21 protein-coding genes, 1 tRNA gene and 2 pseudogenes are annotated in these 23,358 nt (G+C 66.8%); 18 read left to right on the top strand and 6 right to left on the bottom strand.

Annotated features, from left to right (window positions below):
• Nucleotides 1–124 precede the first annotated feature (124 nt).
• Nucleotides 125–1,102: an RluA family pseudouridine synthase gene (locus tag FRZ61_RS19455; RefSeq protein ID WP_225308905.1), complete on the bottom strand. Its 978-nt coding sequence runs from the start codon at nucleotides 1,100–1,102 to the stop codon at nucleotides 125–127.
• Between the two features lie 25 nt (nucleotides 1,103–1,127).
• Here FRZ61_RS19455 and FRZ61_RS19450 point away from each other — a divergent pair, with 25 nt between their 5' ends.
• From FRZ61_RS19450 to FRZ61_RS19430, 5 genes are all read left to right on the top strand, one after another.
• Nucleotides 1,128–1,457 carry a DUF6476 family protein gene (locus FRZ61_RS19450; protein ID WP_151119290.1) on the top strand — a complete coding sequence of 110 codons (330 nt, stop codon included), beginning with the start codon at nucleotides 1,128–1,130 and terminating at the stop codon, nucleotides 1,455–1,457.
• Nucleotides 1,458–1,503: 46 nt separating this feature from the next.
• Nucleotides 1,504–2,541 (top strand): threonine aldolase family protein, encoded by a 1,038-nt coding sequence (locus FRZ61_RS19445; protein WP_151119289.1) that lies wholly within the window; start codon nucleotides 1,504–1,506, stop codon nucleotides 2,539–2,541.
• Between the two features lie 180 nt (nucleotides 2,542–2,721).
• Nucleotides 2,722–4,011, top strand: a complete 1,290-nt coding sequence (locus FRZ61_RS19440; protein ID WP_151119288.1) for a flavin-containing monooxygenase — start codon at nucleotides 2,722–2,724, stop codon at nucleotides 4,009–4,011.
• A 96-nt stretch (nucleotides 4,012–4,107) separates the two neighbouring features.
• Complete coding sequence (locus tag FRZ61_RS19435) at nucleotides 4,108–4,431, top strand: hypothetical protein (RefSeq protein WP_151119287.1); 324 nt, start codon at nucleotides 4,108–4,110, stop codon at nucleotides 4,429–4,431.
• A gap of 247 nt (nucleotides 4,432–4,678) precedes the next feature.
• Nucleotides 4,679–4,754: transfer RNA gene (locus FRZ61_RS19430), tRNA-Glu, on the top strand.
• 25 nt (nucleotides 4,755–4,779) lie between these two features.
• Here FRZ61_RS19430 and FRZ61_RS19425 read toward each other — a convergent pair.
• Together FRZ61_RS19425 and FRZ61_RS19420 are read right to left on the bottom strand one after the other, a co-directional pair.
• Entirely contained in the window at nucleotides 4,780–6,678 is a 1,899-nt protein-coding gene (locus FRZ61_RS19425; protein WP_151119286.1) for an AsmA family protein, read from the bottom strand.
• 209 nt (nucleotides 6,679–6,887) lie between these two features.
• Nucleotides 6,888–7,331, bottom strand: coding sequence for a hypothetical protein (locus tag FRZ61_RS19420; RefSeq protein WP_151119285.1), 444 nt, complete (start codon nucleotides 7,329–7,331; stop codon nucleotides 6,888–6,890).
• Between the two features lie 265 nt (nucleotides 7,332–7,596).
• On the opposite strand from FRZ61_RS19420, the gene FRZ61_RS19415 reads away from it, so the two are divergent.
• The 7 genes from FRZ61_RS19415 to FRZ61_RS19385 all read left to right on the top strand — a co-directional run bounded on the left by FRZ61_RS19415 (nucleotide 7,597) and on the right by FRZ61_RS19385 (nucleotide 16,331).
• Nucleotides 7,597–10,155: a M1 family metallopeptidase gene (locus FRZ61_RS19415; RefSeq protein WP_151119284.1), complete on the top strand. Its 2,559-nt coding sequence runs from the start codon at nucleotides 7,597–7,599 to the stop codon at nucleotides 10,153–10,155.
• A 212-nt stretch (nucleotides 10,156–10,367) separates the two neighbouring features.
• Nucleotides 10,368–10,787: a CBS domain-containing protein gene (locus FRZ61_RS19410; RefSeq protein WP_151119283.1), complete on the top strand. Its 420-nt coding sequence runs from the start codon at nucleotides 10,368–10,370 to the stop codon at nucleotides 10,785–10,787.
• A gap of 231 nt (nucleotides 10,788–11,018) precedes the next feature.
• Nucleotides 11,019–11,801, top strand: coding sequence for an SDR family NAD(P)-dependent oxidoreductase (locus FRZ61_RS19405; protein WP_151119282.1), 783 nt, complete (start codon nucleotides 11,019–11,021; stop codon nucleotides 11,799–11,801).
• A 23-nt stretch (nucleotides 11,802–11,824) separates the two neighbouring features.
• Nucleotides 11,825–12,622, top strand: coding sequence for an SDR family NAD(P)-dependent oxidoreductase (locus FRZ61_RS19400; protein WP_151119281.1), 798 nt, complete (start codon nucleotides 11,825–11,827; stop codon nucleotides 12,620–12,622).
• 107 nt (nucleotides 12,623–12,729) lie between these two features.
• Nucleotides 12,730–13,053, top strand: coding sequence for a DUF883 family protein (locus FRZ61_RS19395; protein WP_151119280.1), 324 nt, complete (start codon nucleotides 12,730–12,732; stop codon nucleotides 13,051–13,053).
• Nucleotides 13,054–13,084: 31 nt separating this feature from the next.
• Nucleotides 13,085–14,230, top strand: coding sequence for an AI-2E family transporter (locus FRZ61_RS19390; protein ID WP_151119279.1), 1,146 nt, complete (start codon nucleotides 13,085–13,087; stop codon nucleotides 14,228–14,230).
• 154 nt (nucleotides 14,231–14,384) lie between these two features.
• Complete coding sequence (locus tag FRZ61_RS19385; protein WP_151119278.1) at nucleotides 14,385–16,331, top strand: ABC transporter ATP-binding protein; 1,947 nt, start codon at nucleotides 14,385–14,387, stop codon at nucleotides 16,329–16,331.
• Here the strand turns inward: FRZ61_RS19385 and FRZ61_RS19380 are convergent, their stop codons facing one another.
• The gene (locus FRZ61_RS19380) at nucleotides 16,332–16,694 is read right to left on the bottom strand and encodes a hypothetical protein (protein ID WP_151119277.1); all 363 of its coding nucleotides are present in this window, start codon (nucleotides 16,692–16,694) and stop codon (nucleotides 16,332–16,334) included.
• 335 nt (nucleotides 16,695–17,029) lie between these two features.
• On the opposite strand from FRZ61_RS19380, the gene FRZ61_RS19375 reads away from it, so the two are divergent.
• The gene (locus FRZ61_RS19375) at nucleotides 17,030–18,790 is read left to right on the top strand and encodes a hybrid sensor histidine kinase/response regulator (protein WP_191909108.1); all 1,761 of its coding nucleotides are present in this window, start codon (nucleotides 17,030–17,032) and stop codon (nucleotides 18,788–18,790) included.
• Nucleotides 18,791–18,907: 117 nt separating this feature from the next.
• Here the strand turns inward: FRZ61_RS19375 and FRZ61_RS19370 are convergent, their stop codons facing one another.
• A complete protein-coding gene (locus FRZ61_RS19370; protein ID WP_151119275.1) occupies nucleotides 18,908–19,123 on the bottom strand; it encodes a DUF1127 domain-containing protein in 216 nt (71 codons plus the stop codon).
• 533 nt (nucleotides 19,124–19,656) lie between these two features.
• On the opposite strand from FRZ61_RS19370, the pseudogene FRZ61_RS27000 reads away from it, so the two are divergent.
• The 3 genes and pseudogenes from FRZ61_RS27000 to FRZ61_RS26990 form a co-directional block, all read left to right on the top strand.
• Nucleotides 19,657–19,944, top strand: a pseudogene (locus FRZ61_RS27000) (response regulator); the annotation flags it as partial.
• Nucleotides 19,918–20,023 (top strand): annotated as a pseudogene (locus FRZ61_RS26995) (DNA-binding response regulator); the annotation flags it as partial. The pseudogenes FRZ61_RS27000 and FRZ61_RS26995, both read left to right, overlap by 27 nt.
• Nucleotides 20,024–20,064: 41 nt before the next feature.
• Nucleotides 20,065–20,382 carry a winged helix-turn-helix domain-containing protein gene (locus FRZ61_RS26990; protein WP_456077640.1) on the top strand — a complete coding sequence of 106 codons (318 nt, stop codon included), beginning with the start codon at nucleotides 20,065–20,067 and terminating at the stop codon, nucleotides 20,380–20,382.
• Nucleotides 20,383–20,443: 61 nt separating this feature from the next.
• On the opposite strand, the gene FRZ61_RS19360 is transcribed toward FRZ61_RS26990, so the two are convergent.
• The gene (locus tag FRZ61_RS19360; RefSeq protein ID WP_151119273.1) at nucleotides 20,444–20,629 is read right to left on the bottom strand and encodes a hypothetical protein; all 186 of its coding nucleotides are present in this window, start codon (nucleotides 20,627–20,629) and stop codon (nucleotides 20,444–20,446) included.
• A gap of 166 nt (nucleotides 20,630–20,795) precedes the next feature.
• Here FRZ61_RS19360 and FRZ61_RS19355 point away from each other — a divergent pair, with 166 nt between their 5' ends.
• Entirely contained in the window at nucleotides 20,796–21,674 is an 879-nt protein-coding gene (locus FRZ61_RS19355) for a MurR/RpiR family transcriptional regulator (protein ID WP_151119272.1), read from the top strand.
• Nucleotides 21,675–21,750: 76 nt separating this feature from the next.
• Nucleotides 21,751–23,343, top strand: a complete 1,593-nt coding sequence (locus FRZ61_RS19350) for an ABC transporter substrate-binding protein (protein WP_151119271.1) — start codon at nucleotides 21,751–21,753, stop codon at nucleotides 23,341–23,343.
• The last annotated feature ends 15 nt before the right edge of the window (nucleotides 23,344–23,358 follow it).

The raw sequence follows: 23,358 nt of genomic DNA, 5'->3' as shown, positions 1-23,358 counted from the left end.
GTAACCCCTGCTTCCACGGGTCGGAGTTTCCCGGGGAAATTTGGCACTTTGAGGGCACAAGTGCTAAATTTGAATTCAGGCTTGGAATTTCAAGGGGTTACGGTCAAGTAACCGTTTTTAACCATTATATTGATTCTAAAGAAGAAATCAGCTCGACCATATCAGCCGGCAGCGGAGATTCCCAGCGCAAAGCTTGGTTATTGACCGGGTGCTGGAAGCCGAGGAGCCAGGCATGGAGCGCCTGGCGCTTGAAGCCGGCGACCGCCGCCCGGGCCTTGGGCGGCAGCGCCTGGAGCCGGGCGGGGGTGACCCGGCCATAGACCGGGTCGCCCAGGAGCGGATGGCCGATCGAGGCCAGATGGACCCGGATCTGGTGGGTGCGGCCGGTGGCGAGCCGGCATTCGACCAGGCTCGCGGCCGTGCCGAAGCTGCGCAGAACCCGGTAGCGCGTCAGGGCCGGTTTGCCGCCCCGGGCCAGGACCGTCATCTTCTTCCGGTTGGTCGGATGCCGGCCGATATTGCCCTCGATCTCGCCCGACCGCTTCGCCGGCACGCCCCAGACCACGGCCTGGTAGGCGCGTTCGATGCGGTGCGCGGCGAAATCCTCCGCCAGCTTGCGGTGCGCGATGTCGTTCTTGGCGGCGACCAGGAGCCCGCTCGTGTCCTTGTCGAGGCGATGGACGATGCCGGGCCGGCGCACGCCGCCGATGCCCGAGAGCGAGGCGCCGCAATGGGCGATGAGCGCATTGACCAGGGTCGCGCCCTCGTTGCCGGGCGCGGGATGCACCACCATGCCCGCGGGCTTGTCGATGACGATGAGGTCCTGGTCCTCATAACGGACGGCCAGCGGAATTTCCTCGGCCTGCGGCACCGGTGCGCTCGCTTGTGGGATGATGATGGCGAAGCGCTGGCCCGGTTTGACCCGCTGGGAGGGGTCGGATATGGTCCGCTCGCCCGACCGGACGCGGCCTTCCTCGATCAGGGATTTGAGGCGGCTGCGCGAAAGATCGGGCAGCCGCCGGGCAAGCGCGCGGTCGAGCCGCTCGCCCTCCTGATCGGCCTCGATCGTCACCTCGAGGCGGCGTTCGTCTGCAGCTTCCATCGCCCGTCGAGACTGGACCAACTCCATGCGCGCCCTCAAGGCTCTCGTCATCGTGATGGGGATCATCATCGTGGTCGGAGTCGCGATCGTGGTGGCGACGATCGTCAACCGGCTGCAGCACAAGACACCGGCGATCACCTCGGAAGCGACGGGCACGGCCCAGCTCGGCGACGTGGTGCTGCCGCTGCCGCCGGGCTGCCAGGTGGCCGAGATGACGGCCGCCGCCGACCGGCTCTGGCTGCGGCTGACGCCGCTCACCGGCAACAGCGCCGATGCGGCCTGCGCCGACATCCTCATTCTCGACCCCGCGACCGGCACCGTGGTCGGCCGGCTCATCCCCGGCACGCCGGGCTGATCTGAGCCGTTTCCGACCTTCCCGAGCTTGAACGAAAGAGGCGACGATGGACTTCCGCAGCGACAACGTGACGGGCGCGCATCCGAAGGTGCTGGAGGCGCTCGTCGCCGCGAACCGGGACGCCGTCAGCTCCTATGGCGAGGATCCGATCAGCGAGCGCGTGACGCGCAAGCTCCAGGCGATCTTCGAGACCGATTGCGCGGTGTTCCCGGTCGCGACCGGCACGGCGGCCAACGTGCTGGCGCTCTCCAGCATGACGCCGCCCTGGGGCGCCATCTTCTGCCACGAGGTCTCGCATATCGCGGTCGACGAATGCGGCGCGCCCGAGTTCTTCACCGGCGGCGCCAAGCTGGTCACGCTGGGCGGCAAGGGCGGGAAGATCGCGGCGGCCGAGATCGAGGCGCGGGGCGGGGCCGGCAAGGGCGTGGTGCATCATGTGCAGCCCGCCGCCGTCAGCATCACCCAGGCGACCGAGTTCGGCGCGGTCTATCGCCAGGAGGAGATCGCGGCGGTCGGCGCCGCCTGCAAGCGCCATGGCCTGCGCTACCATATGGACGGCGCGCGCTTCGCCAATGCGCTGGTGACGCTGAACCGCAGTCCCGCCGACCTTACCTGGCGCGCGGGCGTCGAGGCCCTCTCCTTCGGCGCCACCAAGAACGGCGCGCTCGGCGTCGAGGCGGTGATTCTGTTCGACAAGACGCTGACCCCGGAGTTCGAGCTCCGGCGCAAGCGGGGCGGCCATCTCTTCTCCAAGATGCGGTATCTCTCGGCGCAGCTCGAGGCCTATCTCGAGGGCGATCTCTGGCTCGCCAATGCGCGCCATGCCAACGCCATGGCGAAGCGGCTGGCCGAGGGGCTGGCCCGCCTGCCGGGCTCCCAGCTCGAATACGAGGTCGAGACCAACGAGATCTTCGTGCGCCTGCCGGAGCCCGCAGTCGCCGGTCTCGAACGCGAGGGCTTCCGCTTCTATCGCTGGGACGGGGCGCAGCTCCTGCGGCTGGTCGCGGCCTGGAACACGCCGGCCGCCGCGGTCGACGCCTTCCTCGCCGCGGCGAAGCGGCTGCTCGCGGCCAACGCGGCTTAGTCGAAGCCGACTTCTTCAACGCCGTGCGGCCGCGCGCTATCCAGCGCGTTGGGGTTCCCATGTCGTTCATGCATAGGAAAAACCGAACCAATGCCTCGCGAATTCATATTTTTTGAATGCAAGCGGCTCCGCTAAGCTGCCACCCGGATTCGCCGAGGATCGCCGGACAGGACACGGGATATGTCGATCGAAAACGTGGAAACGCTCGTCGTGGGCGCCGGTCAGGCCGGCATCGCCATGAGCGAGCATCTGAGCAAGGGCGGGGTGCCTCACCTCGTTCTGGAGCGGCACCGGATCGCCGAGCGCTGGCGTTCGGAGCGATGGGATTCGCTGGTGGCCAACGGTCCGGCCTGGCACGACCGGTTTCCAGGCCTGGAATTTTCCGATATCGGCCCCGACGGCTTCGCCGCCAAGGAGAGCGTCGCGGACTATTTCGTCGCTTACGCGGAAAAGATCGCGGCGCCCATCCGCTGCGGCGTCGAGGTCACGTCGGTGCGAAGCCATGTCGGCCGGCGCGGCTTCCGGGTCGAAACCTCGAAAGGCCCCATCGAGGCCAGCTATCTCGTTGCCGCCACCGGGCCCTTCCAGCGCCCGATCATCCCCACCGTCGTTCCCGAGAGTGCGGGGCTGTTCCAGATCCATTCCAACGCCTACCGCAATCCCGGCCAGTTGCCCGAGGGTGCGGTGCTGGTGATCGGGGCGGGCTCCTCGGGCGCGCAGATCGCCGACGAGCTCCTGCGCGCGGGCAAGCCTGTCTTCTTGTCCGTCGGTCCGCACGACCGGCCGCCGCGGAGCTATCGCGGGCGCGACTTCGTCTGGTGGCTGGGGGTGCTGGGCAAGTGGGATGCCGAGACCCCGCCGCAAGGCAAGGAGCATGTGACGATCGCGGTGAGCGGGGCCTATGGCGGCAAGACCGTCGACTTCCGGCGTTTCGCCGAACGGGGGATGGTGCTGGTGGGGCGGGCGGAAGGGTTCAGGGGCGGGGTGATGAGCTTCGCGCCGGACCTGGCCGATAACATCGCCAACGGGGATGCGAACTACCTCTCGGTGCTGGACGAAGCGGACGCTTTCATCGCCCGCAACGGGCTCGATCTTCCGCAAGAGCCCGAGGCCCGCAAGATCGGGCCCGATCCGCGCTGCGTGAGCGAGCCCCTGCGCGAGCTGAACCTGGCGAAGGCCGGGATCACCGCGATCATCTGGGCCACGGGCTTCGCGGTCGACTATGGCTGGCTGAAGGTCGGCAGCTTCGACGAGAAGGGGCGGCCGAAGCATCGCCGCGGCGTTTCGGAGGTGCCGGGGCTCTATTTCCTGGGACTGCCATGGCTGTCGCGCCGGGGATCGAGCTTCATCTGGGGCGTCTGGCACGACGCCAAGTTCCTGGCGGACCATATCTCGATGCAGCGCGGCTATCTGGCCTATCGCCCAGGTATGCAGGCCAAGACCAAGAGCCCGGCACTGGCCGGCGGCTGACGCCGGCAGAAGAGCGCGCGAATTGCCGCCGCCGCTTGAAAGCGTTCCTGCCCGGAGGCAATATTCCGCCTAGGATTGCGATCTCAGGGGAAAATCATGCGAATCCATGATCGGCGGGCCGCACTCGTCGCGGTTATCGCCATGGGCGTGCTCGGGCTCAGCGCTTGCGGGAAGTCGAACAACGTGGAAGGCAACACCTACCTGGCCAACGGGGGTGCGATGTCGATCCAGTTCAAGTCGGACGGGAAGGCGGCTGTCGCCCTCGGGCCCATGACAGGCGATTGCAGCTATGTCCAAAAGGACAAGACCGTGTCGATCACCTGCGAAGGCGAGCAGGCCGACTTCACGCTGAACGACGATGGCTCGCTCAACGGGCCGCCGGACGGCATGATCGGCCGGCTGGAAAAGAAGGCGAACTAGCGTTCCGCCAGTCCCGCGGGGCTTGTCGGTTTTGACGCGCCGTCCGGTCGGCTGGGACGGGCCTCTTTGGGCTGATGGCAAGGAAAGCGCGGCCCCGGGGCGCGAGCCAGCCAGGGCCGGTGGGACGTCCTGCCGCATCAAGGGCTTGAGAGGCCTCGCGAAAGGGCTTGATCGCGGCCGGCCCTTCCCCTATTCAAAGGCCCTTCCGGGCCGGCCGTCCCATGGCCGAGCGCCCGACTTGCGGTAGGTCCCCTTCGTCTAGTGGCCTAGGACACCGCCCTCTCACGGCGGTAACAGGGGTTCAAATCCCCTAGGGGACGCCACGCCCTTCCGAACATCGATCCTGGTTCAATCGCTCTGTGCCGGCTTGGCCGCGAAGAGCTGCTGGGTCATCTGCTCGCACGGCACGTCCTCGGCGCCGCCCAGATCGGGCGTGGGGATCGGGATCGCCTGGTCGATCGAGATCTTCGGGTCCTTCATCGTTCCCTCGACCAGCACCGGCGCGTGGATGTCGAGCAGGTCGAAATGCTTCGGGTCGGCCTCGATCTTGACCTTGATCGCCTGCGTCTCGAGATTGGCTTTTCCTTCGACATGCAGCACCGATTTCTCGGTGTCGAGCAGGGTCTTGTCGAAGGCGACGGTGCCATGATCGAAGGTCAGGCGCGCCAGGGCGCAATGGACCGGGATCTTGTTGTCGCCGGTGACATAGAGAACCAGCGCGTCGCCGATCTGGAGACCCGCGAGGCTCACCATCAGCCCGCTCACCCAGCCGTCATCCATGGCGACCGCGATGTCGCCCTCGGCCGTGTTCATGACATCGGCAAGCGACCGGCCGCTGCCGGCCAGCGAGACGCGGCCGCCGAGCGTGGCCTTGGTGGTATCGAAGAAGGGTGAATCGCGGAAGAAGGTCTCGAGCCTCACGCCCTTGAGCCGGAGATCGGTGATGAGCTTGGCGCTGTCGGATTGCGATTGCAGGGCGAACTCGCCCGTCACCCTGCCGCCGCCGAAGGCGATGTCCACGGGCTTCGCCAGGAGCTGGCCGTCCTTGATCTTCACCTGAACCTTGAACGCGTCGATCGGAACATAGGAAGGCGCGATCACCTTCCGGGCATCGAGGGTCACGTCCATGTCCATCTTCTGCATGCGTTCGAGATGGAGCGGGACGTCGGGAAAGAGCTCGTTCTTGCCGGCCGGCTGCGACGGCGTGCCCTCGTCGGAAGAGGCGCCGGTGAGGGGCGCCAGGTCCGCGAAGACGAGATGGTCGGAAACAAGATCCGCGGTGAGATGGGGCGGCTTGACGCTCTGGTCGATGGTGACCTTGCCCGCGAGATCGCTCTTGCCGGCATGCAGCTTCATATCGGCGACGTGCCAGACATCGCCGTCGCGGGTCAGGTGGCCGGTGATCTGGTAGGGCGGCGTCGGCGGGCCCGGGATGCCCAGCAGCACATAGATGTCCGCCAGGTCCGACCCGGACAGGGAAAGCTGCAGGTCGGCGCCGGTGAACTTGAAGGGGTCCTGGACCGTGCCCTTGACCTTCAGCCTGGTGTTGCCGAAGCCGATATCGAGATCGGCAGGGTAGGGGATGCTGGTATCGCGCAACATCAGCGCCGAGCCGCCGGTGAAATGCAGCGTCAAGGGCCGTCCCTCGAGCTTGCCCTTGAGCGCGAGCTCGGTCTGCGGTTCGGCGCCGGCCTGGCCGGTCGCGGTCTGGATCTCGCCTTCGAGATCGAGCCGGCGCTGCATGTCCGTGTAGGTGACGTGGCCGCCGTCGATCTCGATCCGGCTGATCAGCGGCGTCTCGCTGCGCGTCTCGGGCTGCACCGCCTGGGCGACGCTGCCCGCCATCGGGCTCTCCTCGGGGCTCCAGTTGGATTTGCCTTCGGCGTTGCGCTCGAGCGCGATGTCGGGCTTGTGCAGCACCAGCCGCGGCAGGACAAAATCGCCCTTGAGCAGCGGCCAGAGGCGGATGTCGATCTCGACCTCCTCCGCCTTGAACATGTGATCGGCCTTGCCCCAGTCGGTGTTGGAGAGCTGCGCGTCCGTGAGCCGGATATGCGAGGTCGAGCCCCAGTCGATGGCGATGGAGCCGATCTTGGTCTTGCGGCCGTACATCGCATTGGCGTGATTCTCGACCTGGGCACGGACATAGTCCGAGGTCGCGAAGACATAGACGAACCCGCCCGCCGCCAGGATGAGCAGGACCAGGATGCCGGCCGTCCAGGCGGCGATCTTGAGGAAACGTTTCATGCCCTCGGACCCGCAGTGTCACGCCGTCAAAGACTGTCAACGCGGACTTCGACCCTCCGTTCCCAGGAACGGACAGCGGCACAAGGCGATCGATCGCCTTCTCCGATTTGACACCGCTCCGGATCGAGCCGTGGTACGGCGCCGAGGGCGGCGGCGCTTCAAGGGTCAGCGCGGCTCGCTTGCCGGGCATGGGACAAGACAAGTCAGGATCAGAGCAGATAGCGCTGGTATTTTTCGAACGTCTCCGGGCAGTACTGCTGGAACGGCACCAACCTGGCCAAGCCGAACGCGCTCGGTTGCGTCAGCCATTCCAGGCTTTTCTCGACGAGGGAACGCGGGGCGGCCCTTTCCCCTCGCGCGGCAGCATCCAGCACCGCCAGATCCTCGGGCGTCATCTGGGCGACCGTTGCGTCCGCCTCGCACTTCGCCAATGTCGCCGCCACGTCAGCAGAATATATGCCGGCGGCGACATCGCGGGACCGGCGGTCTGCGAACTTCCGATCCAGGAACTCGTGATAGCCCGCATACCTGCCGGCAGGCTGAATCCATGTCTGTTCCGGTTGCTGCAGTTGAGCATCATCGGCCCAGCTCATGCCGATGGGTAACGCCGATAGCAAACCGAGCAAGGCGAACCTCAAAATGATCGTCTTCATGCTGCGCCCTCTTCCGGATCCCTGGGATTCGGCGAATCATCGCCTATGCTAGTCATGGAACCGCTATGGTTGCAGTAACTTAATGTTCTGCAGTCAAAGGTATCCGGGAACGCGCCGACCCGTCACGGAGCCGTAGCGATCGTCGAGAGCCGCCGGTCGCTGCAGTCATTCGCCACCTTTCCTTCGCGCGATCCAACGCCCTATAACTTCCGGGCGGCACGGGTGGCCGGGACCGTCGGGCGCGCACTGCAGGAAGAGGGACGAGATGGCACAGACAGAGCTTCCCCGAAACGCCGTTCCGATCCATTACGCGGTGGAGATCGCGCCGCGGCTGGAGACGTTGAGCTTCAAGGGACGCGCGGTGATCACGATCAGCGTCGAGGAAGCGACTTCGACCGTGGTCATGAACAGCCTCGATCTCGAGTTCCAGTCGGCCGAGCTCGGCGGCAACGGCGCGGCGCTCTCCGGCCGCTGGGCGATCGATGCGGAGCGCCAGCAGGTGAGCTTCACCTTCGAGAAGGCGCTGGCGCCGGGACGCTACGATCTCGCGATCGACTATCGCGGCAAGATCAACGAGACCGCCATGGGCCTCTTCGTCACGCGCTACGAGACGCCGACGGGCCCCGGACAGATGCTGCTGACGCAGTTCGAGGCGGTGGCGGCGCGGCGCTTCCTGCCCTGCTGGGACGAGCCCGCGCGCAAGGCGACCTTCACCATCGGCGTGACGATCGCGGCGAACGAAACCGCGGTCTCCAACATGCCGGTCGACCGGATCGACCGGTCGGAGGCGGGGCTTCAGTATATCCGCTTCCAGAAAAGCCCGCTGATGTCGACCTATCTGCTGTTCCTCGGCATCGGCGACCTGGAGCGGCTGGAAACCCAGGCCGGCGGCGTCACGATCTCTGTCATCGCGCGGCGGGGCAGCGCCTTCAAGGGGCAGTTCGCGCTCGACAGCGCCGTCGATCTGCTGGGCTACTTCAACGATTATTTCGGCACCCCCTATCCCCTGCCGAAGCTCGACCTGATCGCGGCACCAGGAGCGGGCGGCTTCGCCGCCATGGAGAACTGGGGCGCCATCCTCTATTTCGAGAAGGTCCTCCTGCTCGATCCGCAGCTCTCGAGCGAATCCGACCGGCAGCGCGTCTTCGTCGTCATCGCCCACGAGATGGCGCATATGTGGTTCGGCAATCTCGTGACCATGAGCTGGTGGGACGAGCTCTGGCTCAATGAAGGCTTCGCCTCCTGGATGGAGAACAAGGCGACCGACCGCTTCCATCCGGAATGGTCGATGTGGCTCCAGTCCGAATCCGCGCGCCAGCGGGCGATGAGGCAGGACGCGAAGGCGACGACCCATCCGGTGGTGCAGCCCGTGCCCACCGGCGCGCAGGCCGACCAGGCCTTCGACGACATCACCTACCGCAAGGGCCAGGCCGTCATCCGGATGCTCGAGAACTATGTGGGCGAGGCGATCTTCCGGGAGGGCGTCCGGCGCTATATGCGCCAGCATGCCTATGCCAACACGGTGACGGACGATCTCTGGTCGGCGATCGAGGCGGCGGGCGGCAAGGACATCAAGACGATCGCGGACGATTTCACCCGCCAGCCCGGCGTCCCCCTGGTCAGCGTCGAGCAGGCCCAGCCGCAGGGCGGGCAGGTCGCCGTCACGGTCCGGCAGGATCGTTTCGGCGTGGACGAGGCGTCGCGCCAGCCGCTCGCCTGGCATGTGCCGGTTTCCGCCGTCTCGGTCGGGGCGAACGCTGCCGTGAGCAAGGCGGTCGTCGCCGGGCCGGCGCCCGTCACGATCCCGGTCAAGGGCGGCCTTCCCGTCAAGATCAATGCCGGCCAGTCGGCCTATTTCAGAAGCCGCTATGGCGCGGACGCCTTCGCCAGCCTCGCCGGGAAATTCGCCGACCTGCCTTCCGTCGATCAGCTGGGTCTGCTTTATGACGGCTGGGCCCTGGGCGAGGTCGGGTTCATGCCGGTCGCTTCCTATCTCGACCTGACCCGTCGCACGAACCCGGCGACCGATACGATCATCTGGCGCCAGATCACCGAGACGCTGCTCTCGATCGATGCGCTCTATGCCGGCTTGGCCGGCCGCGCCGCGCTGCAAGCCTATGCCGCGCGCCTCCTCAAGCCCGTCTTCGAGCGGGTGGGCTGGGACCGGCGGCCCGGCGAACCGGACAATGCCGCGGTCCTGCGCGAGGACCTGATCGGCGCGCTCGGCCGGCTCGGCGATTCCGCGGTGATCGGCGAGGCGAGGGCGCGTTTCCAGAGCTTCGTGGCCCATCCCGAGAACGCCGCGGCCCTGCCCGCCGCCATCCGGCAGCCCGTTCTGCGGACGGTCGGCTTCGCCGCCGACGCGGCTCTCCATGAGACGCTGCACGGCCTGGCGAAGACAGCGGTCGACCCGGTGGCGAAGGACCAGTATTTCCTGGCGCTCGCCGCGGCCCGCGATCCGGGTCTGGCACAGCGCAATCTCGCTTTGGCCTTGAGCGACGAGCCGGCCAAGACCACGAGCCCCTCCATGATCGCCCGTGTGGCGCTCGACCATACGAAGCTGGCCTGGGATTTCGTGCAGGCGCATCTGAGCGAGGTGAATGCCCGGCTCGACGCGCTCCAGCGCTATAATTTCGTCCCTTCGCTGGCGGCCATGTCGACCGATCCGGCGCTGCTGCCCGCGCTCCGGCGCTTCATCGACGAGAACGTGCCGGCCGCCAACCGCAAGCAGGTCGAGCGGTTCCATGCCGATCTCGAGTTCCGGCTGTCGGTGAAGGCGAAGCGGCTGCCGGAGATCGATGCCTGGCTCAAGGTCAACGGCTAGGCACGGAGTCCTTCCGGCGGCCGGCAGCTTGACCGCTCCCCGTGGCTGAAAACGGGGTCGCACCCCCGGGTCTTGACTTATGTCAACGCGGCAACCTCTCCGATTTGTCACAAAGTTGAAACGGACTTGCCGGGGCCGAGGGCCGTTCGGTTCCGGCATCCCGCCATTGCCCGAGACCGACCGACACGGGGTGAAGCCAGAGGAGAGCCGATATGACGGTCCGCCGCATCTCCGACATAGTACGGCACAAGCATCCGCTCACGCTGCCGGCGCATGCGACGGTCTGCGAAGCCTGCCGCCAGATGCGGGAACGGCGCATCGGCGCGGTCCTGGTCGTCGACGAGGCGCAGCAGCTGGTCGGCATCTTCACCGGCCGCGACGCCGTGGCTCTCATGGCGGAGAGCCGGAATCCGGCCGAGACGACGCTTTCCAAAGTGATGACGAAGAAGCCCTGCAGCATCTCGACCCGCCATTCCGCCATCGACGCCCTGCGGCTGATGGAGGACGGGGGATTCCGGCATGTCCCGATCGTCGAGAACGGCAAGGTCGTCAGCATCGTCTCCCGGGGCGATTTCCACGGCGAGGAGCAGGAGCGCCTCGACACCGAGACGGGATACTGGGAACGGATCTGACGCGGGTCTCGTCCCGCGACCGGATCGCACTCGCCGCGCTCGTGACGGTTGCCACCGCTGCGGCAGGAATTGGCAATACCGCTTGCGGGTTACGGGGAGCCGAGCTGCGTCGATACTGAAATCGTATCGACGCAACGGGAGGCGGTTGCGATAGTGATGGGCATGCCGGGCCGCAGGGCGGGAGCGATCATGCCCCGGCCCGCGGCCCGCATCCAATCGCAGGAGCCTCGGATGGGAATGCTTGCCGGCAAGATCGCCGTCGTCACCGGTGCGGGCTCGGGCCTCGGCCGCGCCGTGGCACAGAAATTCGCGGCCGAAGGTGCCGCAGGCCTGGTGTTGATCGACCGCGACAAGGCGGGGCTGGCCGACACCCGCGAGACCATCGCGGCGCCCAAGAGCTGCGACATCCATGCGCGCGCGCTCGACGTGACAGACAGCGCGGCGCTTGCCGATGCGGCGCGCAAGGCCGAGGCGGCCTTCGGCGGTGCCGATATCGTCGTCTGCGCCGCCGGCATCATCGGGCCTTTCGGCAAGATCGTGGATTGTCCGGAGGAGGACTGGCTCAAGGTTTTCGCCGTCAATGTCCATGGCACCTTCCTGACGGTGAAGCATTTCCTGCCGCTCCTGCGCAAACGCGGCGGGGGCAGCATCGTCAATTTCTCCTCGACCGCAGGGCTGGTGGGCGATCCGCTGCTGGGCCCCTATTCGGCCTCGAAGGGGGCGGTCACGCTGATGACGCGCTCGCTCGCGCGCAATCACGCGGCCGAGAACATCCGCGTCAACTGCGTCTGCCCGGGCTCGATCGAGACGCCGATGCTGCAGTCGGTGTTCGACGACCTGCAGGACGATCCGGCGGCGAAGGCCCAACGGGAGCGCGAGTTCATCGCCTTCCATCCCATGGGCCGCTTCGGCAAGCCGGCGGAGGTGGCGGACGCGGTGCTCTATCTCGCGAGCCCGGCCTCGTCCTTCGTCACGGGCATCAGCCTGCCGGTCGACGGCGGCTCGGTCGCATGACGCACGTCCAGGAGACGCCCGCCATGTCGTTCGTTCCGGAGCGCTTCGCGGGCCGCGTCGTGATCGTCACGGGCGCGGGCAGCGGCATCGGCCGTGGCGTGGCCCTGCGCATGGTGCGGGAAGGGGCGGACGTATTGGCCGTCGACCGCAATCCCGACGGTCTCTCCGGCCTGGTTGCGGCGGCGTCCACGGGTTCGGGCAAGTCGCCGATCGAGCCGCTGGTCTGCGATGTCGGCGCCGCGGAGACGCCCGCGCGCATCGTCGGGGCGTGCCAGGCGCGGTTCGGCCGGATCGACGTGCTGGTGAACAATGCCGGGGTCGGCGAGGAGGCCGAGCGTTTCACCGACAATGACGACGAGGCCATCGCCAGCATGTTCGCCGTCAATCTCCTGGGCCTGATCCGGCTCACCCGCGACTGCCTCAAGGTCATGACCCGGCCGGGCGGGCGCATCGTCAATGTGAGCTCGGTCTTCGGCCTGGTCGGCTTCCCGAGCTCCGCGCTTTATGCCGCGACCAAGGGCGGCGTGGCGCAGCTCACCCGCCAGCTCGCGGCCGACTGGACGCCGCAAGGCATCACCGTCAACGCGGTGGCGCCGGGCGTGATCGAGACGGCGATGACGAAGCGCTATATCGACAACAGCCGCTGGTACCAGCGGGCGATGATCGAGACCACGCCGGCGCCGCGCGTCGGGCAGCCCGAGGACATCGCCGCGGCGGTGAGCTTCCTGGCATCGCCCGAAGCCGATTTCCTCTCGGGCGTCGTGCTGCCGGTCGATGGCGGCTGGCTCGCCACCCGCTACCTGCCGCCCGATCCGGCCTGATTTCCTGCCGGCGTTCCGGAACTTCGCGCGCGCCCGGCCGTTCTGCTGGCGGAGGCGAGGGGGAATTCCGCCCTCATGCCGCCGCAGCTCGAGCAAGGAAGACAGGCATGAAACGCGCAACGAAATCAAGGCGTAAGGCGCCGGCCACGGTCGATCTGGACAGCTTGATCGACGATCTGGCGGCGCTGAAGAGCGATTTCGCCACCATCGTCGGCCAGATCCGCAGCGGTGCGGTCGACCATGCGAGCGAGCGGGCCGAGTTGCTGCTGACCCAGCTCAGCGACCGCGCCAACGCGCTCTACGACACGGTCTCGGAGCAGGGCGCGCAATCGGTCGAGCGCGTCAGCGATCAGGTCCGGGCGCGCCCCTTGACGAGCGTTCTCGTCGCCTTCGGCCTCGGTTTCATCGCCAGCCGGCTGATCCTGCGCTGAGCAGCCCGGACGAGGATGAAGGGCCCGATCCATGGCCCAGCCCTCCGCAGACACCCCGGCCCCTGTCGTCCTGGCCGGCGCCGCGAGCCCGCCGCCGGCCGAGCCGGCAACCGCCCCCGACGAGATGCCGCTGCCGCAGGATCCCAAGACGCTCCTGCTGCTCGGCATCTTTCTGCTGCTGAGCTTCTACGCGCTCTATCTGGCCGGCCCGATCGTCCTGCCGGTCATCTTCGCCGTCATCCTCTATCTCATGCTGCAGCCGGCCATGCGGCTGGGGGCGAAGTTCGGATTGCCCCGGCTCGCCGCGGCGCTGCTCATGATCATCCTCGTCATCGCCGGCCTCGTGGCGCTCGGCTACAGCCTGTCGAGCCCCGCGGCCGACTGGCTCGCCAAGATCCCGCAGAGCCTGGCGCAGCTCGAGGCCCAGATCCGCATCTTCAAGCAGCCCATCGCCGATCTCGAGGAAGCCAGCAAGCAGCTCGAGCATCTGGCCGAGGGCGAGAACGCGGTTTCCGTCACGGTCGCCGGGCCGGGCGTGGCCGGCCTTCTTTTCAGCGGGACGCGGAACATGCTGACGGGGATCGGCACCATGATCGTGCTGCTGTTCTTCCTGCTGATGTCGGGCGACCTGTTCCTGCGCCGCTTCGTCGAGATCCTGCCGACCTTGAGCGACAAGAAGCAGGTGGTGGAGATCGCGCATGAGATCGAAAGCAACATCTCGGCCTATCTCGCGACCGTCAGCATGATGAACATCGCGGTGGGCCTCCTGACCGGCGTCGCCGCTTTCCTCTGCGGCCTGCCCGATCCGGTCCTGTGGGGCACGCTCGCCTTCCTCCTCAACTACATTCCGATCCTGGGACCGCTCTGCGGCATCGTCCTGATTTTCCTGGCGAGCCTCCTGACCTTCGGCACGATCTGGCATGCGCTGCTGCCGGCCGGACTCTATCTCGGCATCCATCTGATCGAGGGCGAGTTCGTGACGCCGCTGCTGCTGGCCCGGCGCTTCATCCTGAACCCGGTCCTGATCGTCGTCTCGCTGGTGTTCTGGTACTGGATGTGGGGCATCCCGGGGGCGCTGCTGGCGGTGCCGATGCTCGCCACCACGAAGATCGTCTGTGACCGCATCAAGCCGCTGATGGCGTTCGGCCACTTCCTCGGTTCGGAACCCCGAAGCTGAGTCGCCGGTGGACCCGGCGCCTCGTGGCGCTCAGGACCATGAACCCCGTGCAATGATGGCGGAAAGGCGCGGGCGGGAGCCTGTCCTCTCAACATGGCGGAGCCGCAATCTTGCCGCTTTGCCGGGGGCGCGACTCCCTGTAAGACCTCGGGATATGTCCCTGTTCCGTTTCTTCGAAAAGCTGCTCCAACCGACGGCGGCGGTGACCGAGGCCGCGCCGCCGCCGGGGCTCGCCGCCTTCTATTGGTTCTATGTGCGCCAGGTGCGCGGGCTGGTCGTGGCCCTGTTCCTGACCGGCATCGCCGTGGCGGGGCTCGACACCACGATCCCGATCTTCATCGGCCGGATCGTGGCGCTGATCTCGAGCCACAGCTACGAGACCTTCTTCGCCGCCGCCTGGCCACAGCTCGTTCTCATGGGCGTGGTTCTGCTGGTGGCGCGGCCGGTGGCTCTCCTGCTGCAGAACCTCGTCACCAACCAGGCGATCGCGCCGGGCCTCACCAACCTGATCCGCTGGCAGAGCCACTGGCATGTGGTGCGGCAGAGCTGGACCTTCTTCCAGAACGATTTCGCCGGCCGCATCGCCAACCGGATCATGCAGACGGGCCCGGCCTTGCGCGAAAGCGTGGTCGCCTCGACCAACGCGGTGCTCTACATCCTGGTCTATGGCGGCACCGCCCTCGTGGTGCTGGCCTCGCACGACTGGCGGCTCTCGATCCCGGTCTTCTTCTGGTTCGTGGGTTACGTGATCCTGCTGCGCATCTGCGTGCCGCGCATGCGCAACCGGTCGCGCGAGATGTCGGAAGTGCGCTCGGCCCTCACCGGTCGCGTGGTCGACAGCTATACCAACATCCTGACGGTGAAGCTCTTCGCGCGGCCGCGCGACGAGGACGATTTCGTGCGCGAGGCGGTGGACGAGCATACCCGTACCTTCCACCGCCAGCAGCGGCTCATCACCATCTTCAGCATGAGCCTGATCAGCCTCAACATCCTGATGGTGGTGGGCACCGCCGCGATGGCGATGTGGCTCTGGTCGATGGAACTGATCGAGGTCGGGATCGTCGCCATGGCGATCCCGCTCGCCTGGCAGATCGCCAACATCGCCGGCTGGGTCGCGCAGAACGTGACGGCGATCTTCGAGAATGTCGGGGTGGTGCAGGACGGCATGAAGTCGATCGCGGTGCCGCTGCAGATGCCCGATCGGCCCAATGCCGGCACCCTCGAGGTCACGCAAGGCCATGTGCAGTTCGAGAACGTCCATTTCGGCTATGGCACGACCCGCGGCGTGCTGCACGGCATCGATCTCGACATCAAGCCGGGCGAGCGGGTCGGCCTCGTGGGCCAGTCGGGCGCCGGCAAGTCGACGCTGGTGAACCTGCTGCTGCATTTCTACGACGTCGAGCAGGGCCGCATCCTGATCGACGGACAGGACATCGCCGGTGTCACACAGGAAAGCCTGCGCGCCCATATCTCCATGGTGACGCAGGACACTTCGCTGCTGCACCGCTCGATCCTCGACAATATCCGCTACGGCAAGCCGCAGGCGAGCATGGCCGAGGCGCGGGAGGCGGCGGCCAAGGCCCATGCGCTCGATTTCATCGAGACGCTGGAGGACTGGCAGGGGCGGCGCGGCTTCGACGCCCATGTCGGCGAGCGCGGCGTCAAGCTCTCGGGCGGCCAGCGCCAGCGCATCGCGATCGCGCGCGTGATCCTCAAGAACGCGCCGATCCTGGTCCTGGACGAGGCGACCTCGGCGCTCGATTCCGAGGTCGAGGCGGCGATCCAGGAGCAGCTCGAGGGGCTGATGAAGGGACGCACGGTGATCGCGATCGCGCACCGGCTTTCGACCATCGCCCGCATGGACCGGCTCGTGGTGCTCGATCGCGGCCGTATCGTCGAGCAGGGCTCGCACAACCAGCTGCTCGAGCTGGGCGGCGCCTATGCCAAGCTCTGGCTGCGCCAATCGGGCGGCTTCGGTGCCGGCATCCTCAAGGATGGCGAGATGGCCGAGGGTGCCGAGGCGCCGCCTGAGGAGGGCGAGGAGCCCTATTCTCCGGAATCGCGGCCGCTGGAAGCGGTTCGGGCCTGGGAACGGCGCTGATCAGCGCGCGGCGGTCTGGACCTTCACGATCTCGTCCGGCTGTCCGGGCCTCAAGATCCGGACCGAGGCCGGGTCGCCGGGTCGGGGGATGAAGGGTTTCAATGTCACCAGATGCGGGTCGAAATCCGCCGGCGGCGGGAGGGCCGGGGCAGGCGCCGTCGCGACGGGCTGCGGGACGAACGTGGGTCCGTTCACCGCCGCCACGCCGAAGCCCGCGAAGAAGGGACGATGGTGTCGGCGATGATCGGCACCGCCCTGGCAGCAAGGCTGTGCCGAGACCAGCGGCGGCACGATCCCCGCGCCGAGTGAGGGGATGATGGTCGGGCCGAAGGAAGGCACGATTCCGGAGCCGGAGGACGGCACGAGGCCAGGCCCCCGGGACGGCATTCTCGGGGGTGGCGAAGAGGATGCCCCCGAACGGGTTCCCATCTGATCGTCCGCGCCGGGCCCCGTCCCCGCCGCCAGAAGCAGCGCCAGGGCAAGGACAACCGATCGCGTCAGGGACCTTATCGCCATGCAACCCCGCATTCCGCCACGGAAGCGGAAACGCTTCATTTCATTCCATATGGGAGGCCCTGCCAACGCTTTCAGGGGGCAAAGTTGGGTCTTCCCGGCGCTTTCTGATAGGAATAGTCGGGCCCTGCAGGCGGCCCCACGACAGCGGCTCTCCGCCGGGCGACAGGAGGTTTTTCCGCAAGATGGCATCCCAGGATCCTACCGATCGCCGCTCAGTCGCGGCCGAGCTCGCGCGCCGCGAGGCGATGCTCGAGGCGATCGGCTATGCCGCCACGCGGATCGTCGGCGGCAATGACTGGCAGGCGGGGATCCAGGACCTGCTGGGCCGGCTCGGCAAGGCGGCCGAGGTCGATCGCGTCACGCTGTTCGAGACCCACCGGGGTCCCGACAACGAGATGGTGCAGAGCTGCCGCTATGACTGGTGCGTGGCGCCGCTCGAGCCCATCAGCAGCGACCAGCGCTACCAGAACATGCCGATCCGGGACCCTGACACGCTCAATGACGAGCTCGACGACTGGGCGCATCGGCGCCAGCGCGGCGAGGTGATTCAGACCGTCCGCAGCGCCACCTCGGGCTATACCCGCGAGGTGTTCGAGGAGCAGGGCACGCTTTCCTTCCTCTCGGTGCCACTAACGGCCAACGGGCGCTGGTGGGGTTTCCTCGGATTCGACGATTGCCGCACCGAGCGGGCCTGGACCGAGATCGAGATCGACGTGCTCAGGACCGCGGCTGCGCTCATCGCGGGCGCCATCGAACGCAAGCAGACCGAGGCGGAGATGGCGCGCCAGCGCGAGGCGCTTTATCAGAGCGAGAAGCTGACGGCGCTAGGCTCGCTCCTCGCCGGCGTGGCGCATGAGCTCAACAATCCGCTCTCGGTGGTGGTGGGACAGTCGCTCCTGCTGGAGGAGGCCGCGCGCGAGAGCGCCTTCACCGCCCGCGCGCAGAAGATCCGCCACGCGGCCGAGCGCTGTTCCAAGATCGTGCGGACCTTCCTGGCGCTGGCCCGCCGGCGCGAGCCGGAGCCGCGGCCGGTGCAGATCAACACGGTCGTCCGCATGGCCCTCGACCTCCTGGGCTATCAGCTGCGCACCTCGGGCGTGGAGCTGACCCTCGATCTGGCGCCGGACCTGCCCGAACTGATGGCCGACGCGGACCAGCTGCATCAGGTTATGACCAACCTGATCGTCAATGCCGAGCAGGCGCTCGCGGGCCAGCCGGGAACCGGCCCGGCCGGATCGGATCGCCCGTCGCTGCGCCGGCTCAAGATCTCGACCCGGTTCGACAAGACGCGGCAGAGCTTGCGGCTGGTGGTGGCGGATAACGGCCCCGGGATCGAGCCCGAGATCCGTTCGCGCATCTTCGATCCCTTCTTCACCACCAAGCCGACGGGACAAGGTACCGGGATCGGGCTTTCGCTCTGCATGACGATCGTGGGCACGCATCGCGGCTCGATCACGGCGAGCGAGACGCCCGGCGGCGGCGCCACCTTCACGGTCGAGCTGCCGTTGGCCGGCTTGCCGAAACCCAAGGCGGCGCCGGCCGCAGTAGCACAGGCGGCGACCGCCGACGAGGGCCGGCGCATCCTGGTGGTCGATGACGAGGCGGAAATCGCGGAGACGCTGGCCGAGATCCTGACAGATCTCGGTCACCGCGTGGAGATCGTCGCCCAGGGAGAGGCGGCGCTGAACCAGCTCAAGACGCGGCCGTTCGACTTGATTCTCAGCGATCTCAAGATGCCGGTGCTGGACGGCCCCGGTCTCTATGCCGCGTTGGCGCGCGACCATCCTTCGATGGTGGCGAAGATCGCGTTCATGACGGGCGATACCCTGTCGCAGCGCCAGGGCGAGTTCCTGGCGGAAACCGGCGCCGCCTGCCTCGAGAAGCCGTTCACGCCCGAGGATGTCCGGCGGTTCGTCGGCCATCTGCTGCAGCCGGCGACTTGACCGGCCTCAAGCCGGAAAGCAAAACCCTCTTCCCCGGCTCGCGAGGAAGAGGGTTCGGCAGATGCGGCTGCGGCTGGCGCGGTGCCAGGGGGACGATGGCGCCCCCTCTCATGCGCATCAGGACCGCCAGAAGGGCTTCAGCGCCTCGCGATAGACATCGGCCTTCGAGATGCCGATGTCGCGCAGGGTGCGCTCATCGAGGTTGGCCAGCGTCTGGCGCTCGCTGGTGCGGGTCCACCAGTGGTAGACCGACTCCAGCGTGCGCATCAGCACCGGCACGACCGCGACTTGGCTGCGGGACGCAAAAAGGTGGTCGTTGGTTTGAATGGCCATGGAACATCTCCTTTTCCTGGCGCCGGCCCCCCAGCGGCAATCGTTTCGATCGCCTCCGGTCCAGCGCGTCGGACAGGAATTTGGTCTCCCCGCGTTGCAGCATGGTGTCTCGGAAGCGGGAATCCTGTTTCTATTGTTGCAGATTTGATTGCGATTCCGCCGGGGCCTGAAATAAATCAGCGTCTTCGGGCATGCGGCAGCAAGGGCGTCCTTGTCGGCGCGGCGGCGGAAAAAACCGTGGACGGATTGCTGACCGGATCGCCAAAACCAGGGAATTCCGACGAATTTCAGGCTTTCCCCAATGGCCGCCCCGATTATCCTCCAATAGCCCAAACCCGGCCGTGCATCGGCGGGGGCTTTTGGGTAATGTGTCAGAAGTCCTGGCGGGGTTTGGAATCACCGAACAGGATGGGAATCGGGTCTGTGGCCCCAGCCCCGATGCCGGGTTTCGATAAGGAAACCGGCAGGGGGATGGTGTGGCCTTTCATTTCCGTTTCGGCCGAAGGCGATGACTGGGGAGCGGTGAGATCAGGATGGACGGCAAGACCCGCCTGTTGGTCGTCGATGACGATCCGGATGTGCAGAGCACGGTCCGCGAATATTTCGAGATGCAGGGCTTCGCCGTCAGCACCGCCGGCGACGGGGCTGCGATGCGCCAGGTCATCGCCGTCGAGCAGGTCGAGATCGTGCTGATGGACCTGCATCTGCCGGGCGAGGACGGCCTCGCGCTGACGCGCGAGCTGCGCGCGCGGGGCGGCGTCGGGATCGTGGTCGTGACCGGCCTGGGCGAGACGGTCGACCGCATCGTCGGGCTTGAGATGGGCGCCGACGATTATGTGACCAAGCCGTTCGATCTGCGCGAGCTGCTGGCGCGGGTGAAGAGCGTGCTGCGGCGCGTGCGCACCGGCGGCGCCGCGCGCGCGGCAAGCCCGAGCCAGGCGATGGAGAAGATCCGCATGGGCCGCTGCACGCTCGATGTGGCCTCGCGCAAGCTTTACGACGCGAACGGCGACGAGATCGCCATGACCAGCATGGAGTTCGATCTGCTGGTGGCTTTCGCGAAGAATCCCAACCGCGTGCTCAGCCGCGACCGGCTGCTGGAACTCGCCCATACCCATGGCGAGGAGGTCTTCGACCGCAGCGTCGATGTCCGCATCGCGCGCATCCGCAAGAAGATCGAGGTCAATGCGGAGCGCCCCGAGGTGCTGAAGACCGTGCGCGGCGTGGGCTACATGTTCGTGCCGGAGAGCGCTGCCTAGGACGGAAGACCCGTCGGCGCGCCGGCCCGTCCTCTTCGCCTCGCCCCTGGCCGAGGCCCGTCTACTTCTTCGGACGCATCACGAAGAGGCCCCGGTCGGGGTCGTAGCGCGGGGTGGAACAGGCCGCGAGCCCGGCCGCTGCGCCGGCCATCAGGCTCCAGCCCAGGAGCAATCTGCGGCGCGACCAGGCCGGCGGCGCCTCGTCGCCGGCCATCCCTTCCGCGTCACGACATCCTTCGCGATCCATCCGCCCGAACTCCCCCTGATTGCCGGAAGACGCTAGCGCGGAACTTCCGTCCCTGTCACGCGCCCGGCTCTGGCCGCGGGCGCCATATCAGAAAAACATCCATCGTTGACCGTATGTCAGAAAACTGACAGTCTTGCCGGCGCCGAAGGAGAGAGGTCCGGCAGCGATGAATGCATCCGTCCGTCAGCGGCTCAGCGATTCCCTGGCCAAGGCCACCAAGGCCGAGGCGGCGATCGCGAGCTACATGCTGGCCAACCTGGCGGAGATGCCGTTCGAGACGGCGGCGACGCTGGCCAGCAAGATCGGCGTCAGCGAGCTGACGGTGGGCCGCTTCTGCCGCTCGATCGGCTACAAGCGCTTCAAGGATCTCAAGGCCGATCTCAAGGCCGATATCGGCGACCGGCCCTGGCTGATCGGCGACCGGCTGCGCGAGTTCCAGCGGCGCAGCCGCGACGGCGCCGACGAGCTCGCCAAGGGGCTGGAGCGCGAGATCGCCGGCCTGGTGAAGGTCTACGAGATGGCGCATACGCGCGAATGGCAGCGCGTCGTCAAGCGCCTCGCCCGCAAGCCCCGGGTCTTCGTCGCGGGATTCCAGACCGAGCGCGGCATGGCCGCCATCCTGGCCCATCAGCTCCAGTATCTGCGCGACGGGGTGCAGCTGCTCGATCTCGCCGGCGGCAACTTCGCCGAGCTGCTGCTGAGCGACCGGCGCCATTCCTGCCTCGTGCTGTTCGAGGCGCGGCGCTATTCGCGCCTGTCCCGGCTCCTGGCGCGCAAGGCGCGCGAGGCGGGCATCCCCACCACCCTCGTCACCGATCCGTTCTGCGACTGGGGTCGGGGCGTGGTGGACGAGATCCTGATCGTGCCGACCGAGTTCAACCTGTTCTGGGACTCGACCGCGCAGATGGCGACCGCGATCAACCTGCTGGTCAACGGCGTCTTCAACGAGCTCGGGCCCGACATCGAGAAGCGGATGAACGAGGTCTCGGCGCTCTATAGCAGCTTCATCGGCTATGTGGGGGAGACATCCGCCCCCGAACATTGAATTCGCGTCCGGGACAGGCTCCGGCAAGAGAGCCGACGGACAACGTGGAAATCAAGCCATCACAGGGAGGATCATCATGAACGGATTGTCTCGCAGACGTCTTCTCGCCAGCACGGGCCTCGCGCTCGTCGCCGGCGCCGCGATCAAGGTCATGCCGGCCCACGCGGCGGATGCCGAAGCCATCTTCGTCGTCGGCAGCAACGAGGTCGGCGCCCCCATGTACAACCCGATCAAGGCGGGCGTGCTCAATGTCGCGACCTCGCTGATCTTCGATCGGCTGGTGGTGCAGGATGCCGACCAGAGCTACCACCCGCATCTGGCGGAATCCTGGGACGCCGCTCCCGACGGCATGAGCTGGGTGTTCCATCTGCGCCAGGGCGTGAAGTTCCATGATGGCCAGCCCTTCGACGCCAAGACCATCGACTGGTGGATCAACGCCTATCGCGGGACCGACAACGAATACATGGTCGCCGGCATCGACCATGTCGAGATCGTCGACGATCACACCGTGAAGTTCGTCATGGGGCATCCGGATTCCAACATGCTGTTCAATCTCTCCAGCAGCTTCATGGGAATTCCTTCGCCGGAGGCCTACAAGCGCCTGGGCGACAATTTCGGCGTGACCGAGGCGGTCGGCTCGGGTCCCTACAAGATGGAGAGCTTCACCGTCGGCCAGGAGACGGTGCTGGTGCGCAACGACGAGTACAACTGGGGCAGCGATCTGTCGCAGAACAAGGGCGCGCCCAAGATCGCGAAGCTGACCTTCCGCGAGATCGCGGAGCAGTCGACGGCCTTCCTCGAGCTCAAGACAGGCGGCGTCGATCTGCTGATGGGCGTGCCGACCGACTTCCTGTCGCAGCTCAAGGCCGAGGCGAACGTCGCGATCCTGAGCATGCCGGGCCTCGACGTGATGTATATGCCGATCAACACCACCGTCGAACCCTTCACCGACATCAAGGTGCGCGAGGCGACGGCGCTGGCGGTGAACCAGAAGGAGATCCTCGACAGCATCTATGGCGGGGTCGGCATGGAGGCCCACAACTTCCTGATCAGCGCGCTCAAGGAATCGCAGGTCGATCCGAAATACAACATCAGCTACGACCCCGAGAAGGCCAAGGCGCTGCTGGACGAGGCGGGCTGGAAGGCCGGGCCCGACGGCATCCGCGCGAAGGACGGCAAGCCGCTTCACGTGAAGCTCTGGACCCAGAGCGACACCGAGTTCAAGCGGGTGACCGAGGCGGTGCAGGCCCAGCTCAAGGCGATCGGCATGGATGCGGAGATCACCGTGTTCGATTCCAGCACGATCCGCGACCAGTACAAGAAGAACGAGCATCAGCTCGCCGTGCGCTCCTACGAATGGGGCAATGCCGACATCCTCGACTGGTTCTTCAACGGCGAGCGGCTGGGCTATCCCAACGTCTCGATGTGGAAGGACGCGAAATCGGACGAGCTCGACAAGATCGCGCTCGAGCAGTCGAAGACCTGGGAGGAGCGGGTCAAGAACTTCACCGCCTATCACGAATATCTGCTGTCGCAGTTCGTGTTCGCCCCGATCTACCAGCCGGTGCAGAACCTGGGCTACAACAAGCAGCGCCTGAAGCTGCCGGAGAAGATCCGCGGCACCGCGCTCGAGGGCCAGTCGATCGTCGATATCGAAGTGATCGGCTAGCCGGCCGCCCTGCCG

It is taken from the genome of Hypericibacter adhaerens, assembly GCF_008728835.1.
Classification (GTDB): Bacteria; Pseudomonadota; Alphaproteobacteria; order Dongiales; family Dongiaceae; genus Hypericibacter; species Hypericibacter adhaerens.
This window is presented reverse-complemented; position numbering and strand designations above follow the sequence as displayed.